This window comes from Streptomyces sp. CB02400 (assembly GCF_001905725.1).
GTDB classification, from domain to species: domain Bacteria; phylum Actinomycetota; class Actinomycetes; order Streptomycetales; family Streptomycetaceae; genus Streptomyces; species Streptomyces atrovirens.
In genome coordinates this window covers 120,675-136,609 of the sequence record NZ_LIWB01000018.1, presented here as the reverse complement: position 1 = coordinate 136,609, position 15,935 = coordinate 120,675, and the positions used below count along the sequence as shown (strand labels likewise).

Genomic DNA, 15,935 nt, shown 5'->3' with positions numbered 1-15,935 from the left:
GCCTCAGCGGACCGGGACGTGATGGCTGGTACCGGTTGGCCAATTGGCGCAGAGGGGCGGGTTTCACGGGGGCGATTCCCTGCCTATCCTGAAGGGACCCCCCGGGTCGCCCCGGCGACTGCACGATGAGGAGGACTCCGTGCCGCTCTCGGAGCACGAGCAGCGCATGCTCGAGCAAATGGAGCGAGCGCTGTACGCCGAAGATCCCAAGTTCGCGACGGCGCTCGAGGGAAGCGGGCTGCGTACGTACACCCGGCGACGGGTCTACCAGGCGGTCGCGGGCTTCCTCGTGGGTATTGCGCTCCTCATGGCCGGTATGGTCGCCCAGCAGGTCTGGCTCAGTGTGGTGGGGTTCCTCGTGATGCTGGGCTGCGCGGTTCTCGCGGTGACCGGCTGGCGCAAGGCACCCAAGCCGGGAGAGCAGGCCGCCGGCGCGACGGGCACGCCACAGGCGGGCCGCCAGGCCAGACAACGCCGCTCGGTGATGGACCGCATAGAGGAACGCTGGCAACGCCGCCGTGACGAACAGGGCGGCCACTAGCCGACCGAGAACTTGCCGAAGGGGCGACCACCACGAGGTGGCCGCCCCCTTCGCCGTTCCCACGGACAACGGCACCCGCCCCTTCCGCGATCCGCGGGCAACGGCACCCGCCTCTCCGCGGCCCGCGGGCAGTCGTGCCGCTGGGGCGGCACGGGCGGGCGCGGACGGCACCCCGTAAGCGCCGGGCAGCGCGACCGACCCCCGCCCAGCCCTCACGCCGGGTACCGCGCAACACCGCGAGGGCCGGCCCCCGCGCGGCCGGCGGGGCTCAGCCCCGCTGCCGTGACGGCCGGCGCCAGGCCGGACGAAGCGCCAGCAGACGCGCACGCACCCCGGCCCACCACGCCGACACCGCCCACACCACCCGCACACTCGACCGCGGAGCGAACACCGCCCGCGCCCGCACCCGCCGGCCACCGGCCGAGGCCCGCAGCCCCGCGGCAACCCCCCGCACCTCCTCCGCCAGCCCCACCACCGGCCGCGGCCGGGGCGCGTACAGGACCTGCTCCACCGCGTCGGCCACCCGGTGCACCGACGCCGCCGCACCCGGCCCGAGCCGGCCCAGCCGCACGATCCGGTCCGCCGCCCCGCGCGGTGTCAGCGACTCGTCCGGCGCGATGCCGTAGTCCCACGCCGTGTCGGTCAGCTCGTCCCAGACGGCCAGGACGTACGGCACCGCCTCCGCCTCCGACCGGCCGTGCCCGCCCAGCCGCACCGCCCGGGTCCTCGCCCGCCACAGCATCGGCGACAGCGGCAGCACCAGCACCGCGAGACCGGCCAGCGCCCATCCCAGCAGCGCGTACCACTTCGGCCCGTCACCGCCCGCGGGCAGGGCCGCCTGCGGCGACTCGCTCTCGCACGCCCCCAGCCTCCTCCGCTCCGCCGTGCAGCTCTCGCTCTCCGAGGGCTCCGCCGACGGCTCCGCGGACGCGGTCTGTGAGGGCCGGGCGGGATCGGGCACCGTGTTCTCCGCGGTGTCCTGCACGGTGTACGACGGCGTCGAACCACGGGTCGGGGTCGGCTCGAACCGGGTCCAGCCCACACCCTCGAAGTACAGCTCCGGCCAGGCGTGCGCGTCCCGCAGCGTGACCGCGATCGTGTCGTCCGGCTGCCGGGTCCCGGGCGCGAAGCCCACCGCGACCCGCGCCGGTATGCCGAGCGAACGGGCCATCGACGCCATCGCGAAGGAGAAGTGCACACAGAAGCCCTGCTTGTCCCGCAGGAAGCGGGCGATCGCCTGCGAGCCGCTGCCGACGTCGACCTCGGTGTCGTACTCGAAGCCGCCGTACAGCGTGAAGTACTCCTGGAGCTTGACCGCCTGGTCGTAGGCGTTGGTCGCGCCCTCGGTGACCTCGCGGGCGGTGCGGGACACCACGGCCGGCAGCGAGTCCGGCAGCTCGGTGTACTCGCGCTTCAGCGCGGGCGGCGGCTGCGGCGCGCCGGCGAGCTGCTCCGCCGTGGGCCGCACGTGGAGGCTGCGCACCTCGTACGTCAGACCGCGCGTGTTCTGCCCGTGGTCGCCGACCAGCGTCATGCCGACGGGTTCGTAGCGCCAGTTGCCCCGGATGCTCACCCCGCTCGGCGGGTACGGCATCGGCAGCCAGTCCTGGCCGTACGAGTCGGCGGTCGAGATCGTCGTGCCGATCTCCGTGCGCGCGACCTCGGGGCCGAGGCCCGGCGGGGTCGGGAACGTGCCGTCGGGGACGGTGGTGATGGACCGCTTCGACGGCTTCCACGTGGTGCCGTCGAAGTCGTCCAGGGAGACGATCCGCAGATACAGGTCCGACACGTCCGTCATCTCGGAGCGCACCGACATGACCTGTCGGTCCTCGTCCTGGTTCAGCGAGTCGCGCAGCGACACCAGCGGGTTCACCGCGGAGATGGTGCCGCCCCCTCCGGAGCCCGAGCCGACCCCCGTACCGGCGGGGCCCAGCAGACCGCCGTTCATCGCGGGCAGGGCGAGCGGCACCACCAGGGCGATGCCCAGCGCGACCGCGCCGATCCGCCGCCCGGTGCGCACCGGTGCGACGGCGCCGGGCGAGTCCCCGCCCGGGCCGGGCGCCCCGCCGAACACGCGCCCCCACTGGGAGAGCCGGTCCCGGCCCTCGGCGAGCAGCAGCATCAGGTAGCCGGCCGCCGCCAGCAGGAACCACAGCCAGTCGATGCCGTTGTCGGCCAGCCCCGCGGCCACCGAGTACAGGGCGAGCAGCGGCAGCCCGGCCGGGGCCGCGCCGCGGAAGGTCACCGCGAGGGTGTCCACCAGCAGCCCGATCACCAGCACGCCGCCGACCAGCATCAGCCGGATGCCGTCGGACAGCGGCGCCGGGATCGCGTACCGGCTGACGTCGTCGCCGCCCTGCTCCAGCAGCTCGGCGAAGAAGCGGACGGCGTCGGGGCCGGGTATCAGCCCGGCGAAGGCGTGCTCACGCGCGAACATCAGGGTCAGCAGCACCAGCGTCACCAGGAACTGCGCCGCCACCGTCAGCGGACGCGCCAGCGGCACCCGCCGGGCCGCCGCGCCCACGCCCGACTGCACCGCCAGCAGAAACGCCGCCTGGAGGATCCAGGTCGCCGGGTCGACCAGCGGCAGCAGGGCGCACGCCGCCATCAGTGTGGCCGCCCACGCGCACAGCGTCAGCCTCGCCCGTCCGCTGATCACGGTCCCTCCCCACCGCTCGCCGCGGCCAGGCCCGAACGCTCCCGGTCCGCCTGCCGCCACAGCTCGTCCAGCGAGGCGCCCGGCGGCACGCCCAGCGCCGTCCAGCCCGCCTCGCGCAGCATCCGCAGCCGCTCCCCGCGCCGGTCCGACGCGCCGGGCACGTCGGCCGGTTCCCGCAGCCAGGTCCCACTGTCCAGCAGGAAGGCGAGCGCGCCCCCGCCGCGCTGCCGCATCCGGGCGAGCACCGCGGCCTGCTCCTCGTCCAGGTCGCCGAGGAAGGCGACCAGCAGCCCCTCGTTCCCGCCGCGCAGCACGTCGTAGGCGCGGGACAGGCCCTCCTCGTCGGAGTGGTCCACCACGGCGAGGGTGTCCATCATCAGCCCGGCCGCGTCCGCCGACTCCTGGCTCACCCCCGCGAACCCGTCGGAGCCCTCGCCGGGCACCGAGGTGCCGGTGTCGGTCAGCAGCCGCACCGAGAAGCCGCGCTCCAGCATGTGCACCAGCACGGAGGCCGCACCGGACACCGCCCACTCGAACGCCGAGTCCGGCCCGGCACCCGCGTAGGCGACGGCCCGGGTGTCGAGCAGCACCGTGCACCGGGCGCGCTGCGGCTGTTCCTCGCGGCGCACCATCAGCTCGCCGTAGCGGGCGGTGGAGCGCCAGTGCACCCGGCGCAGGTCGTCGCCGTAGCGGTAGCCGCGCGGAATCACGTCGTCCTCGCCGGCCAGCGCCAGCGCGCGCTGCCGCCCGTCGCCGTACCCCTTCGCCTCGCCGCTCAGCCGCACCGGCGGCAGCGGTTCCACGCGCGGGATCACCGTCAGCGTGTCGTACGTGGAGAAGGACCGGGTCAGCTCGCACATCCCGAACGGGTCGGACAGCCGCAGTTGCAGCGGCCCCAGCGGATAGCGGCCGCGCAGATCGGAGCGGACCCGGTAGGACACCTCGCGGCGCCCGCCCGCCTCCACCCGGTCCAGCACGAACCGCGGGCGCGGGCCGAGCACGTAGGGCACCCGGTCCTGGAGCATCAGCAGGCCCGTGGGCAGCCGCGAGACGTTCTCCATCCGCAGGTGCACCCGCGCCTCGGAGCCGGCGGGCACCCGGCCGGGGGAGAGCCGGCGGCTGCCGGCGACCCGGTAACGGGTGCGGTAGAGCACGGCCGCGCACACCAGCGGCAGCACCGCCAGCAGCAGCCCGACCCGCAGCAGATCGCTCTGCCCGAGCACGTACGCGCAGATCGCGGCGGCCACACCGGCGGCCAGGAAGGAGCGCCCGCGGGTGGTGAGTCCCGCCAGGGCCGTCCTGACGCCGCTCCGGTCGCCCCGGTCGCCCTCCGCGTGGACCGCGCCCGCGGTGGGGCCCGCGGTCGTCATCACAGCCTCCGGGGCGGCTGCTGGCCGTAGCCCGGCCCGCCGCGGCCGAGGCCGCTCTGCTGCGGGGCGTCCGCGGGCGTTCGGGTGCGCTCCGCGGGCACCGGGGTGCGCTGGAGGATCTCCTGCACCACCTGCTCGGAGGTACGGCGGTTGAGCTGGGCCTGGGCGGTGGGCAGCAGCCGGTGGGCGAGGACGGCCACGGCGAGCGCCTGCACATCGTCCGGCAGCGCGTAGTCCCGGCCGCCGAGGGCCGCCGACGCCTTCGCCGCGCGCAGCAGATGCAGGGTCGCGCGCGGTGAGGCGCCGAGTCTGAGATCGGGGTGCGTGCGGGTGGCGGCGACCAGGTCCACCACGTACCGGCGGATCGGTTCGGCCACGTACACGTCGCGCACCGCCTCGATCAGCTTCAGGATCTCGTGCGCGTGCGCCACCGGCTGGAGGTCCTCCAGCGGGGAGACGCCGCCGTGCACGTCCAGCATCTGCAGCTCGGCCTCCGCGCTCGGGTAGCCGACCGAGACGCGGGCCATGAAACGGTCGCGCTGGGCCTCCGGCAGCGGGTAGGTGCCCTCCATCTCGACCGGGTTCTGCGTCGCCACGACCATGAACGGGCTGGGCAGTTCGTAGGTCTTGCCGTCGATGGTGACCTGGCGCTCCTCCATCGACTCCAGCAGCGCGGACTGGGTCTTCGGCGACGCGCGGTTGATCTCGTCGCCGATCACCACCTGCGCGAAGATGGCGCCCGGCTTGAACTCGAAGTCACGGCGCTGCTGGTCCCAGATGGACACGCCGGTGATGTCCGAGGGCAGCAGGTCCGGCGTGAACTGGATCCGCCGCACCGAGCAGTCGATGGACCGCGCCAGTGCCTTGGCCAGCATCGTCTTGCCGACTCCCGGGACATCCTCGATGAGCAGATGTCCCTCGGCGAGCAGCACGGTCAGCGAGAGCCGTACGACCTCGGGCTTTCCCTCGATCACGCCTTCCACCGAATTCCGCACGCGCTCCACCACGGCGGTCAGATCAGTGAGGCTCGCTCGATCGTCATAGGTCGTCACCCGGCCCTCCTCGGCCCTTCCCCGCGCTCCCCAAGGAGCGGGGGACCCCAAATGTCCCGGGCCGACGCCTTGCTGTGCGGACCGGCCCACCCCGAATCACGGACACCACGCGGGAAAAGTTCCGCGTGGCACCACTCCCGCATTGTTGCCGCCGTTACCGATTCGTGTCACTCGCCTGTGGACAACTGACAGCGATATGTCAGGTCTTACGACGTCGGACTGAGTCCGGAGTCCGGGTTCTCTCCGGGGTGGGCGGCCAGGTCAGGCGGGGTCGATCTCGCGCAGCCGGCCCGACTTCACGTCGAAGACGAAGCCGCGCACGTCGTCGGTGTGCAGCAGGAACGGCGAGGTGCGCACGCGCTGCATCGACTGCCGTACGTCCTGGTCCACGTCCCGGAAGGCCTCCACGGCCCAGCCGGGACGCTGGCCCACCTCCATCTCCAGGTCGTGCCGGAACTCCTCGGTGATGGACTCCAGACCGCAGCCGGTGTGGTGGATGAGGACCACGCTGCGGGTGCCCAGGGCGCGCTGGCTGATGGTCAGCGAGCGGATCACGTCGTCGGTGACGACGCCGCCCGCGTTGCGGATGGTGTGGCAGTCGCCGAGCGACAGGCCCAGCGCGGCGTGCAGGTCGAGGCGGGCGTCCATGCAGGCCACCACGGCGACGTTCAGGACCGGGCGGGCGTCCATGCCGGGGTCGGTGAAGGCGGCCGCGTACTGCTGGTTGGCGTCGACCAGACGGTCGGTGACCGTGCCGTGGCCGGTGGTGGCGTTCTGGGGGCCGGTGGGAACCGATGCGGAAGTCGTCATACCCATGACGTTACTGGTCACCAGGGCATCGGGCCCGTTGTGAGAGGCGACAAAGAACGTCAGTGAGTCTTGGTGTGAGGTAATCCACAGGGGTGGTGTGAGCCCCCTCCTACGGGTGATGTGTCCGATCCGCCCCTTGACCCGCCGCGCGGGCCGCGACGCGCAGGCCGGTTGATTGACCGGGCGGGACCGTGGACTAAAGTGGCGCGAAGCGGGAGGCGAGAGCACCCGCTGCACTGACTTTCCCCGGATCCCCCGGCGACGACCGGGGGGTCTCCCCGCGTGCGCGGCGCGCACGTACGGCTCGGCCTCCTCCCGCCGCCGCCCGGCCTGCGCCTGACGGCGTCGGCCGCCCCTCACCGGGGGAGGGCGGGAACCCGGCGGTGCGTGAGCGCCGTGCCGGACCTGAGAGGGCCACTTGAGCCAGAGTCGACACGTCCCGGTGATGCTCCAGCGGTGCCTGGACCTGTTGGCGCCCGCCCTGGAGCGGCCCGGAGCGGTGGTGGTCGACTGCACGCTCGGGCTCGGCGGCCACAGCGAGGCCCTGCTCCAGCGGTTCCCCGAGGCGCGGCTCGTCGCCCTGGACCGCGACAAGGAGGCCCTGCGCCTGTCCGGCGAGCGGCTCGCGCCCTACGGCGAGCGGGCCACCCTGGTGCACGCCGTCTACGACGAGCTCCCCGACGTCCTCGACCGGCTCGGGCTCCCGCGCGTGCGGGGCGTCCTGTTCGACCTCGGGGTGTCCTCCATGCAGCTCGACGAGGCCGACCGCGGCTTCGCCTACGCCCAGGACGCCCCCCTCGACATGCGCATGGACCAGACGACCGGCGTCAGCGCCGCCGAGGTCCTCAACACCTACCCGCCCGGCGAACTCGTCCGCATCCTGCGCGCCTACGGCGAGGAGAAGCAGGCCAAGCGCATCGTCTCCGCGATCGTGCGCGAACGCGAGAAGGAGCCGTTCACCAACAGCGCCCGTCTGGTCGAGCTGATCCGCGACGCGCTGCCGCAGGCCGCCAAGCGCACCGGCGGCAACCCGGCCAAGCGCACCTTCCAGGCCCTGCGGATCGAGGTCAACGGCGAGCTGTCGGTGCTGGAGCGGGCGATCCCCGCGGCCGTGAAGGCCCTCGACGTCGGCGGACGGATCGCCGTGCTGTCGTACCACTCCCTGGAGGACCGGCTGGTCAAGCAGGTGTTCGCGGCCGGCGCCGCGACCACCGCCCCGCCCGGGCTCCCGGTCGTCCCCGAGCAGTACCAGCCCCGGCTCAAGCTGCTCACGCGCGGTGCCGAACTTCCCACCGAGGAGGAGATCGCCGAGAACCGGCGCGCGGCCCCCGCGCGGCTGCGCGGCGCCGAGCGGATCCGGGAGGACGTCGATTGAGGCACGGACGGTGAGGCACGGACGGCGCACGAGGCGGGTGACGGGCGGCCGGGCGGACGGGTGGGAAAAGCGAACTCAGGGGAGCGTGAGTGAGTAGGAAACCCGAACTGAAGGGGCGGCCCGAGCTGAAGGGGCGGGCGGCCCGGCTCACGCATCTCCTGCCCACCGGGCGCGCCCAGGCGGCGCGCACCCCCTTCGTCCTCCTCGTCGTCACCCTCCTCGGCGGCGGTCTGATCGGCCTCCTGGTGCTGAACTCCGCCCTCAGCGAGGGCGCGTTCCAGCTCGACGACCTCCAGCGGGAGACCAAGAACCTCACCGACGAGGAACAGGCACTGCAGCGGGACATCGACGCCTACTCCGCCCCCGACGCCCTCCAGCGCCGTGCCCGCGAACTCGGCATGGTGCCCGGCGGCGACCCCGCCTTCCTCGGCCCCGACGGCAAGGTCAAGGGCGTACCCGGTGCCGCCTCCGCCGCCCGCGCGCCCCTGGTCCTCGCGCCCGAGGCGCTGGCCACCGCGACGGTCCCGCCGCCCACCGCCTCCACGCCCTCCTCCTCATCGACCCCCGGCAGGTGACGGAAGTGTCCGACAGGCAGCCTCCCCGCCGCCGGGTGCCCGGCCCCGCCAGGCCCGCCCGCCCGGCCGGCGGACAGCGACCGGGCCCCGGCGCCCGCCCGGCCCGCAGGCCTTCGGGACCCCGCCCCGCGCCCCCGAAGGCCATCCGGCTGGGCAGCCCCCGCCCCCGGCTGCGCCTGATCGGCGTCGCCCTGACCCTGGTCCTGCTCGCCTTCGTCGTACGGCTGTTCCAGGTGCAGGCCGTCGACGCGAGCACCTACGCCGCCAAGGCCGACCGCAACCGCTACGTCGGCCAGGTGCTGGAGGCCGAGCGCGGCGGGATCACCGACCGCCACGGCGTGACCCTGGCGACCACCGAGGACGCCTACGACATCACCGCCGACCCCACGATGTTCGCCCCGGACGAGCTGGAGATCGCCGACGGCCCCGAGCAGGCCGCCGCCCTCCTCGCCCCGATCCTCGGCCAGGACCAGGACGACCTGGTCGAGAAGCTGCGCCCGGAGAACAAGGCCCTGCGCTACGTCAAACTGGCCGGCCGCCAGACCCCGCAGACCTGGAAGCAGATCAAGGACCTGAAGGCCGCGCTCGCCAAGAAGGCCGAGACCGACGAGTCCACCGCCAACGTCCTGGCCGGCGTCTTCTCCGTGCCCACCAGCAAGCGGGTGTACCCCAACAGGGAACTCGCCGCCGGGATACTGGGCTGGGTCAACGCCGAGGGCAAGGGCGGCGGCGGCATCGAGCTCCAGCTCGACGAGCGGCTGGCCGGCGAGGACGGCAAGATCCGCTACGCCCAGTCCGGCGGCCGTCTCGTCCCGACCGCGGGCTCCACCGAGACCCCGGCCGTACCCGGCAACGACGTCGAGCTCACCATCGACCGCGACATCCAGTGGGCCGCGCAGAACGCCATCAGCGAGCAGGTGAAGGAGTCCGCGGCCGACCGCGGCTACGTCATCGTCCAGGACACCCGCACCGGCGAGGTCCTCGCGATGGCCAACGCGCCCGGCTTCGACCCCAACGACCTCTCCGAGGCCGACCCGGACGCGCTCGGCAACGCGGCCGTCCAGGACGCCTTCGAACCCGGCTCCACCGCCAAGGTCCTGTCGATGGCGGCCGTCCTCGAGGAGAACGCCGCCACCCCGGGGACCCACGTCGTCGTGCCCAACCGGCTGCACCGCGGCGACCGGCTCTTCAAGGACGACATCGACCACCCGACCTGGTACCTGACGCTCAACGGCGTACTCGCCAAGTCCAGCAACATCGGCACCATCCTCGCCACCGGCCAGCTCGGCAAGACCCAGGCCCAGGCCAACAAGGTCCTCTACAAGTACCTGCGCAAGTTCGGCCTCGGCAGCCACACCGGGCTCGGCTTCCCCGGTGAGACCAAGGGCATCCTCGCCCCGCCGGACGAGTGGTCCACCTCGCAGCAGTACACGATTCCTTTCGGCCAGGGCGTCTCCGTGAACGCCATGCAGGCCGCCTCCGTCTACTCGACCATCGCCAACGGCGGCGTCCGCGTCGAACCCACCCTCGTACGCGGCTCCACGGGCCCCGACGGACGCTTCACCCCCGCCCCGGAGCCCGAGAAGACCAGGGTCGTCAGCGAGAAGACGGCGAAGACGCTCGCCCGGATGCTGGAGTCGGTCGTCGACGACGAGGAGGGCACCGGCACCAAGGCACGCATCCCGGGCTACCGGGTCGCGGGGAAGACGGGTACGGCGAACCGCGTGGATCCGGCCACCGGCAGATACCACGGCTACACCTCGTCCTTCGCCGGCTTCGCCCCCGCCGACAAGCCCAGGATCACCGTCTACTGCGTCATCCAGAACGCCACCGAGGGCAGCTACTTCGGCGGCCAGATCTGCGGACCCGTGTACAAGCAGGTCATGGAGTTCGCCCTGAAGACCCTTCAGGTGCCGCCGACCGGCGCCGACCCCGCCGACCTCCCGGTCACCTTCAAGCCCTGACCCGTACCGAGCACCGAGCCACCAGGAACCACCCCGTGACGACGATCACCCCCGACCCCGGGAACCAGCACACCCCCCGCCCCTCGCTTAGCCCCCGAGCCGGTACGCCCGGTACGCTCACCGCCGTGCCACACGCTGATCAGTCCCAAACCACCCAGAAGGGCCACCCCGTGACATATCCGGGACCGCCCCGTCCGGTTCAGGTCTCCGCCACACCCCTCGCGGAACTCGCCGGTCAGCTGGGTGCCCCCACGCCGGAACAGGCCGCCGACGTCACGGGCATCACCCATGACTCGCGCGCCGTCCGCCCCGGCGACCTGTACGCCGCCCTCCCGGGCGCCCGCGTCCACGGCGCCGACTTCGTCACCCAGGCCGCCGGCCTCGGCGCGGTCGCCGTGCTGACCGACCCGTCCGGCGCCGAGCGCGTCGCCGCGGCCGGACTGCCGGCGCTGGTGGTCGACGACCCGCGCGCGAGGATGGGCGAACTGGCGGCCACCATCTACGGCCGTCCGGGCCGCGACCTGCTCCAGCTCGGCATCACCGGCACCTCCGGCAAGACCACCACCGCCTACCTCGTCGAGGGCGGTCTGAGGACCGTGCACAGCACGGGGCTGATCGGCACCGTCGAGATGCGCATCGGCGACGAGCGCATCAAGTCCGAGCGCACCACGCCCGAGGCCACCGACCTCCAGGCCCTGTTCGCCGTCATGCGCGAGCGCGGCACCGACGCGGTCGCCATGGAGGTCTCCAGCCACGCCCTGGTCCTCGGCCGGGTCGACGGCTGCGTCTTCGACATCGCCGTCTTCACCAACCTCAGCCCGGAACACATGGAGTTCCACTCCGACATGGAGGACTACTTCCGGGCCAAGGCGCAGCTCTTCACGCCGGAGCGCAGCCGGCTCGGCGTGGTCAACGTGGACGACGAGTACGGCCGCAGGCTCGCCAAGGAGGCCGGCGTCCCGGTCGTCACCTACTCCGCCGAGGGCCACCCCGACGCCGACTGGCGCGCCGAGGACGTCGAGGTCGGCCCGATGGACTCGACGTTCACCGTGATCGGCCCCGAGGGCGAGCGGATCGGCGCCAGGTCGCCGCTGCCGGGGCCCTTCAACGTGGCCAACACCCTCGCCGCGATCGTCGCCCTCGCCGCCGCCGGACTCGACCCGCAGGCCGCCGCCGACGGCGTCGCCGCCGTACCGGGCGTGCCGGGCCGGCTGGAGCGCGTGGACGCCGGACAGCCGTACCTCGCGGTGGTGGACTACGCCCACAAGACCGACGCCGTGGAATCGGTGCTGCGCGCCCTGCGCAAGGTCACCGAGGGCCGGGTGCACGTCGTGCTGGGGTGCGGCGGCGACCGCGACAGGACCAAGCGGATGCCCATGGGCGCCGCCGCCGCGCGGCTCGCCGACACCGCCGTACTGACCTCCGACAACCCCCGCTCCGAGGACCCCCTCGCGATCCTCGCCACCATGCTCCACGGCGCCGCCTCCGTGCCCGCGCACGAGCGCGGCGAGGTGCAGGTCTTCGAGGACCGGGCCGCCGCGATCGCCGCCGCCGTCGCACGGGCGCGGCCCGGCGACACGGTGCTGGTCGCCGGCAAGGGCCATGAGCAGGGGCAGGACATCGCCGGGGTGGTGCGTCCCTTCGACGACCGCCAGGTGCTTCGGGAAGCCATCAAGAAAACCCAGGGATGAACTTGTGATCGCCCTCTCCCTCGCCGAGATCGCAGAAGTCGTCGGCGGGCAGACGCACGACATACCGGACCCGTCCGTCCGGGTCACCGGACCGGTCGTCCGGGACTCGCGGGAGGCGGTTCCGGGCAGCCTGTTCGTCGCCTTCGCCGGCGAGCGCGTGGACGGCCACGACTTCGCGGAGCGGGTCGTCGAGGCGGGCGCGGTCGCCGTGCTCGCCTCCCGGCCCGTCGGTGTTCCCGCGATCGTCGTGGCGGACGTCCAGGCGGCCCTCGGCGCCCTCGCCCGGCACGTCGTCGGCCTGCTCGGCACCACCCTCGTCGCGCTCACCGGCTCGGCCGGCAAGACCAGCACCAAGGACCTCATCGCCCAGGTCCTGCGGCGCGAGGCGCCGACCGTCTTCACCCCCGGCTCGCTCAACAACGAGATCGGCCTGCCGCTCACCGCGCTCACCGCCACCGAGGAGACGAAGTTCCTCGTGCTGGAGATGGGAGCGCGCGGAATCGGCCACATCCGGTACCTCACCGGGCTGACGCCCCCGAAGGTCGGACTGGTCCTGAACGTCGGCTCCGCCCACATCGGCGAGTTCGGCGGCCGGGAGCAGATCGCCCAGGCCAAGGGCGAGTTGGTGGAGGCCCTGCCCCCGGCCGAGGAGGGCGGCGCCGCGGTCCTCAACGCGGACGACCCCCTCGTACGGGCCATGGCGTCCCGTACGAAGGCGAAGGTGATCCTTTTCGGAGAGTCCGACGAAGCGGACGTTCGGGCCGAGAACGTGCGACTCACGGACAGCGGACAGCCTTCCTTCAGGCTTCACACACCCTCCGGTGCATCCGATGTGACCATGCGCCTGTACGGTGAGCATCACGTGTCGAACGCGCTCGCCGCGGCCGCCGTCGCCCACGAGTTGGGCATGTCCGCAGACGAGATCGCCACCGCGCTCTCCGAGGCGGGCTCCCTCTCCCGCTGGCGGATGGAGGTCACCGAGCGCCCGGACGGCGTGACGGTCGTCAACGACGCCTACAACGCGAACCCCGAGTCCATGAAGGCAGCGCTGCGCGCGCTGGCGGCCATGGGCAAGGGACGCCGTACGTGGGCGGTGCTCGGCAAGATGGCCGAGCTCGGGGACGAGGCGCTCGCCGAGCACGACGCGGTCGGACGGCTCGCCGTCCGGCTCAACGTCAGCAAGCTCGTCGCGGTCGGGGGCAGGGAAGCCGCCTGGCTGCAACTGGGCGCATATAACGAGGGTTCGTGGGGTGAGGAGTCGGTGCACGTGTCCGACGCACAGGCGGCGGTCGACCTGTTGCGCAGCGAATTGCGCCCGGGGGATGTCGTACTCGTGAAGGCGTCCCGTTCGGTCGGGCTCGAGAGCGTGGCGCAGGCGCTGCTCGAGACCGGTGCCGAGGGTGAGGTCGCCGCCCGATGATGAATCAGATCCTGTTCGCAGGAGTCATTGGCCTCTTCCTGACGCTGATCGGCACCCCGCTGCTGATCAAGCTGCTCGCGCGCAAGGGGTACGGGCAGTACATCCGTGACGACGGCCCGCGCGAGCACGCCAGCAAGCGCGGTACGCCGACCATGGGCGGTATCGCCTTCATCCTGGCGACGGTCGCCGCGTACTTCCTCAGCAAGGTGATCAGCGGCGAGCCGCCGAGGTACTCGGGCGTGCTGGTGCTGGGCCTGATGGTCGGCATGGGCCTGGTCGGCTTCCTGGACGACTACATCAAGATCGTCAAGCGGCGTTCGCTGGGTCTGCGGGCCAAGGCGAAGATGGCCGGCCAGCTCATCGTCGGCATCGCCTTCGCGGTGCTCTCGCTGCAGTTCGCGGACTCCCGCGGGCAGACCCCGGCCTCCACGAAGCTGTCGTTCATCACGGACTTCGGCTGGACCATCGGCCCGGTGCTGTTCGTCGTCTGGGCGCTGTTCATGATCCTGGCGATGTCGAACGGCGTGAACCTGACCGACGGTCTGGACGGTCTCGCCACCGGCGCCTCCGTGCTCGTCTTCGGCGCCTACACCTTCATCGGCGTCTGGCAGTTCCAGGAGTCCTGCGCCAACGGCGAGACGCTGACCAACCCGGGCGCCTGTTACGAGGTGCGCGACCCGCTGGACCTCGCGGTCGTCGCCTCCGCGCTGATGGGTTCCTGCCTGGGCTTCCTGTGGTGGAACACCTCTCCGGCCAAGATCTTCATGGGTGACACCGGTTCGCTGGCGCTCGGCGGTGTGCTCGCGGGTCTCGCGATCTGCTCCCGCACCGAGCTGCTGCTGGCCATCCTGGGCGGTCTGTTCGTCCTCATCACCATGTCGGTGGTCATCCAGGTCGGCTCGTTCAAGCTCACCGGGAAGCGGGTCTTCCGGATGGCACCGCTCCAGCATCACTTCGAACTCAAGGGCTGGTCCGAAGTCCTCGTGGTGGTCCGCTTCTGGATCATCCAGGGCATCTGTGTGATCGTCGGACTGGGCCTCTTCTACGCGGGATGGGCAGCGGACAAGTGACCGACTGGCAGGGGAAGAACGTCACCGTCGCCGGACTCGGCGTCTCCGGCGTCCCGGCGGCCAAGGTGCTGCACGGGCTCGGCGCGAAGGTCACCGTCGTCAACGACGGGGACGACCCGCGCGCCCGTGAGCAGGCCGCCGAACTGGAGGCGCTGGGCGTCACCGTGCGCCTCGGCGACGGGGCGACCCTGCCGGAAGGCACCGAGCTGATCGTCACGGCCCCCGGCTGGAAGCCGGACAAGCCGCTGTTCGCGGCGGCGGACGCGGCCGGGGTGCCGGTGTGGGGCGACGTCGAACTCGCCTGGCGGCTCAGGAAGCCCGGCGCGGCCCCCTGGCTCGCGGTCACCGGCACCAACGGCAAGACCACGACCGTCCAGATGCTCGCCTCCATCCTGAAGGCGGCGGGCCTGCGCACCGCCGCCGTCGGCAACATCGGCGTCTCCCTCCTGGACGCCGTGCTCGGCGAGGAGGAGTACGACGTGCTCGCCGTGGAGCTGTCCAGCTACCAGCTCCACTGGGCGCCCTCCCTGCGCGCCCACTCGGCGGCCGTGCTCAACCTCGCCCCCGACCACCTCGACTGGCACGGCTCCATGGAGGCGTACGCCAGGGACAAGGGCCGTATCTACGAGGGCAACCGCGTCGCCTGCGTCTACAACGTGGCCGACAAGGCCACCGAGGACCTGGTCCGCGAGGCCGACGTCGAGGAGGGCTGCCGCGCCGTCGGCTTCACCCTCGGCACGCCGGGCCCCTCCCAACTCGGCGTCGTCGAGGGCATCCTGGTCGACCGCGCCTTCGTCGAGAACCGGCAGAAGAACGCCCAGGAGCTCGCCGAGGTCTCCGACGTCACCCCGCCCGCCCCGCACAACATCGCCAACGCCCTTGCCGCCGCGGCCCTCGCGCGGGCCTACGGGGTGCCCGCGAGCGCCGTACGGGACGGCCTGCGGGCCTTCACCCCGGACGCCCACCGCATCGCGCACGTCGCCGACGTGGACGGGGTCGCGTACATCGACGACTCCAAGGCCACCAACACGCATGCCGCCGAAGCCTCGTTGGCGGCCTACGAGTCGATCGTGTGGATCGCCGGCGGGCTCGCCAAGGGCGCCACCTTCGACGAACTGGTCGCCGGCTCGGCGAAGCGGCTGCGCGGTGCCGTACTGATCGGCCGGGACCGTGCCCTGATCCGCGAAGCCCTCGCGCGACACGCCCCGGAAGTACCCGTCGTCGACCTCGACCGGACCGACACTGGGGCGATGCTCCGGGCGGTCCAGGAGGCGCGGCGGCTCGCCCGGCCCGGCGACACGGTGCTGCTGGCCCCGGCCTGCGCCTCGATGGACATGTTCGCCAACTACAACAAGCGCGGTGACGCGTTCGCACAGGCGGTGCGCGAGCTCGGCGCCTGACCCCGGCC

General features: G+C 72.6%; 12 protein-coding genes. 8 read left to right on the top strand and 4 right to left on the bottom strand.

Annotated elements, in window-relative coordinates; genetic code table 11:
- Positions 1–139 precede the first annotated feature (139 nt).
- Positions 140–541 carry a DUF3040 domain-containing protein gene (locus AMK33_RS32480; RefSeq protein WP_073936578.1) on the top strand — a complete coding sequence of 134 codons (402 nt, stop codon included), beginning with the start codon at positions 140–142 and terminating at the stop codon, positions 539–541.
- Positions 542–809: 268 nt separating this feature from the next.
- Here the strand turns inward: AMK33_RS32480 and AMK33_RS32475 are convergent, their stop codons facing one another.
- From AMK33_RS32475 to AMK33_RS32460, 4 genes are all read right to left on the bottom strand, one after another.
- Entirely contained in the window at positions 810–3,149 is a 2,340-nt protein-coding gene (locus tag AMK33_RS32475) for a transglutaminase TgpA family protein (RefSeq protein ID WP_201263122.1), read from the bottom strand.
- A gap of 47 nt (positions 3,150–3,196) precedes the next feature.
- A complete protein-coding gene (locus AMK33_RS32470; protein ID WP_073936577.1) occupies positions 3,197–4,570 on the bottom strand; it encodes a DUF58 domain-containing protein in 1,374 nt (457 codons plus the stop codon).
- Positions 4,570–5,622 carry an AAA family ATPase gene (locus tag AMK33_RS32465; protein ID WP_073936576.1) on the bottom strand — a complete coding sequence of 351 codons (1,053 nt, stop codon included), beginning with the start codon at positions 5,620–5,622 and terminating at the stop codon, positions 4,570–4,572. The genes AMK33_RS32470 and AMK33_RS32465 overlap by 1 nt, the downstream gene beginning before the upstream one ends.
- A 261-nt stretch (positions 5,623–5,883) precedes the next feature.
- On the bottom strand, positions 5,884–6,432 hold the full coding sequence (locus AMK33_RS32460) for a beta-class carbonic anhydrase (RefSeq protein WP_073936575.1): 549 nt from the start codon (positions 6,430–6,432) through the stop codon (positions 5,884–5,886).
- Between the two features lie 418 nt (positions 6,433–6,850).
- On the opposite strand from AMK33_RS32460, the gene rsmH reads away from it, so the two are divergent.
- The 7 genes from rsmH to murD all read left to right on the top strand — a co-directional run bounded on the left by rsmH (position 6,851) and on the right by murD (position 15,927).
- On the top strand, positions 6,851–7,807 hold the full coding sequence (gene rsmH / locus AMK33_RS32455; RefSeq protein ID WP_073936574.1) for a 16S rRNA (cytosine(1402)-N(4))-methyltransferase RsmH: 957 nt from the start codon (positions 6,851–6,853) through the stop codon (positions 7,805–7,807).
- Positions 7,808–7,896: 89 nt separating this feature from the next.
- Positions 7,897–8,382, top strand: a complete 486-nt coding sequence (locus AMK33_RS32450; RefSeq protein WP_073936573.1) for a septum formation initiator family protein — start codon at positions 7,897–7,899, stop codon at positions 8,380–8,382.
- A 5-nt stretch (positions 8,383–8,387) separates the two neighbouring features.
- Positions 8,388–10,346, top strand: coding sequence for a penicillin-binding transpeptidase domain-containing protein (locus AMK33_RS32445; protein WP_327380210.1), 1,959 nt, complete (start codon positions 8,388–8,390; stop codon positions 10,344–10,346).
- Between the two features lie 170 nt (positions 10,347–10,516).
- Positions 10,517–12,037 (top strand): UDP-N-acetylmuramoyl-L-alanyl-D-glutamate--2,6-diaminopimelate ligase, encoded by a 1,521-nt coding sequence (locus AMK33_RS32440; RefSeq protein ID WP_073936571.1) that lies wholly within the window; start codon positions 10,517–10,519, stop codon positions 12,035–12,037.
- Positions 12,038–12,041: 4 nt separating this feature from the next.
- Complete coding sequence (locus AMK33_RS32435; RefSeq protein ID WP_073936570.1) at positions 12,042–13,457, top strand: UDP-N-acetylmuramoyl-tripeptide--D-alanyl-D-alanine ligase; 1,416 nt, start codon at positions 12,042–12,044, stop codon at positions 13,455–13,457.
- On the top strand, positions 13,454–14,527 hold the full coding sequence (mraY, locus tag AMK33_RS32430) for a phospho-N-acetylmuramoyl-pentapeptide-transferase (protein WP_030820598.1): 1,074 nt from the start codon (positions 13,454–13,456) through the stop codon (positions 14,525–14,527). The genes AMK33_RS32435 and mraY overlap by 4 nt, the downstream gene beginning before the upstream one ends.
- A complete protein-coding gene (gene murD / locus AMK33_RS32425) occupies positions 14,509–15,927 on the top strand; it encodes a UDP-N-acetylmuramoyl-L-alanine--D-glutamate ligase (RefSeq protein ID WP_073936569.1) in 1,419 nt (472 codons plus the stop codon). The genes mraY and murD overlap by 19 nt, the downstream gene beginning before the upstream one ends.
- The last annotated feature ends 8 nt before the right edge of the window (positions 15,928–15,935 follow it).

Excerpts from the sequence above, each read along its gene's own strand:
- AMK33_RS32475 (WP_201263122.1), bottom strand. The coding sequence starts at position 3,149 with ATGGCGGCGTGCGCCCTGCTGCCGCTGGTCGACCCGGCGACCTGGATC.
- AMK33_RS32470 (WP_073936577.1), bottom strand. The coding sequence starts at position 4,570 with ATGACGACCGCGGGCCCCACCGCGGGCGCGGTCCACGCGGAGGGCGAC.
- AMK33_RS32460 (WP_073936575.1), bottom strand. The coding sequence starts at position 6,432 with ATGACGACTTCCGCATCGGTTCCCACCGGCCCCCAGAACGCCACCACC.
- mraY (WP_030820598.1), top strand. The coding sequence starts at position 13,454 with ATGATGAATCAGATCCTGTTCGCAGGAGTCATTGGCCTCTTCCTGACG.
- murD (WP_073936569.1), top strand. The coding sequence starts at position 14,509 with ATGGGCAGCGGACAAGTGACCGACTGGCAGGGGAAGAACGTCACCGTC.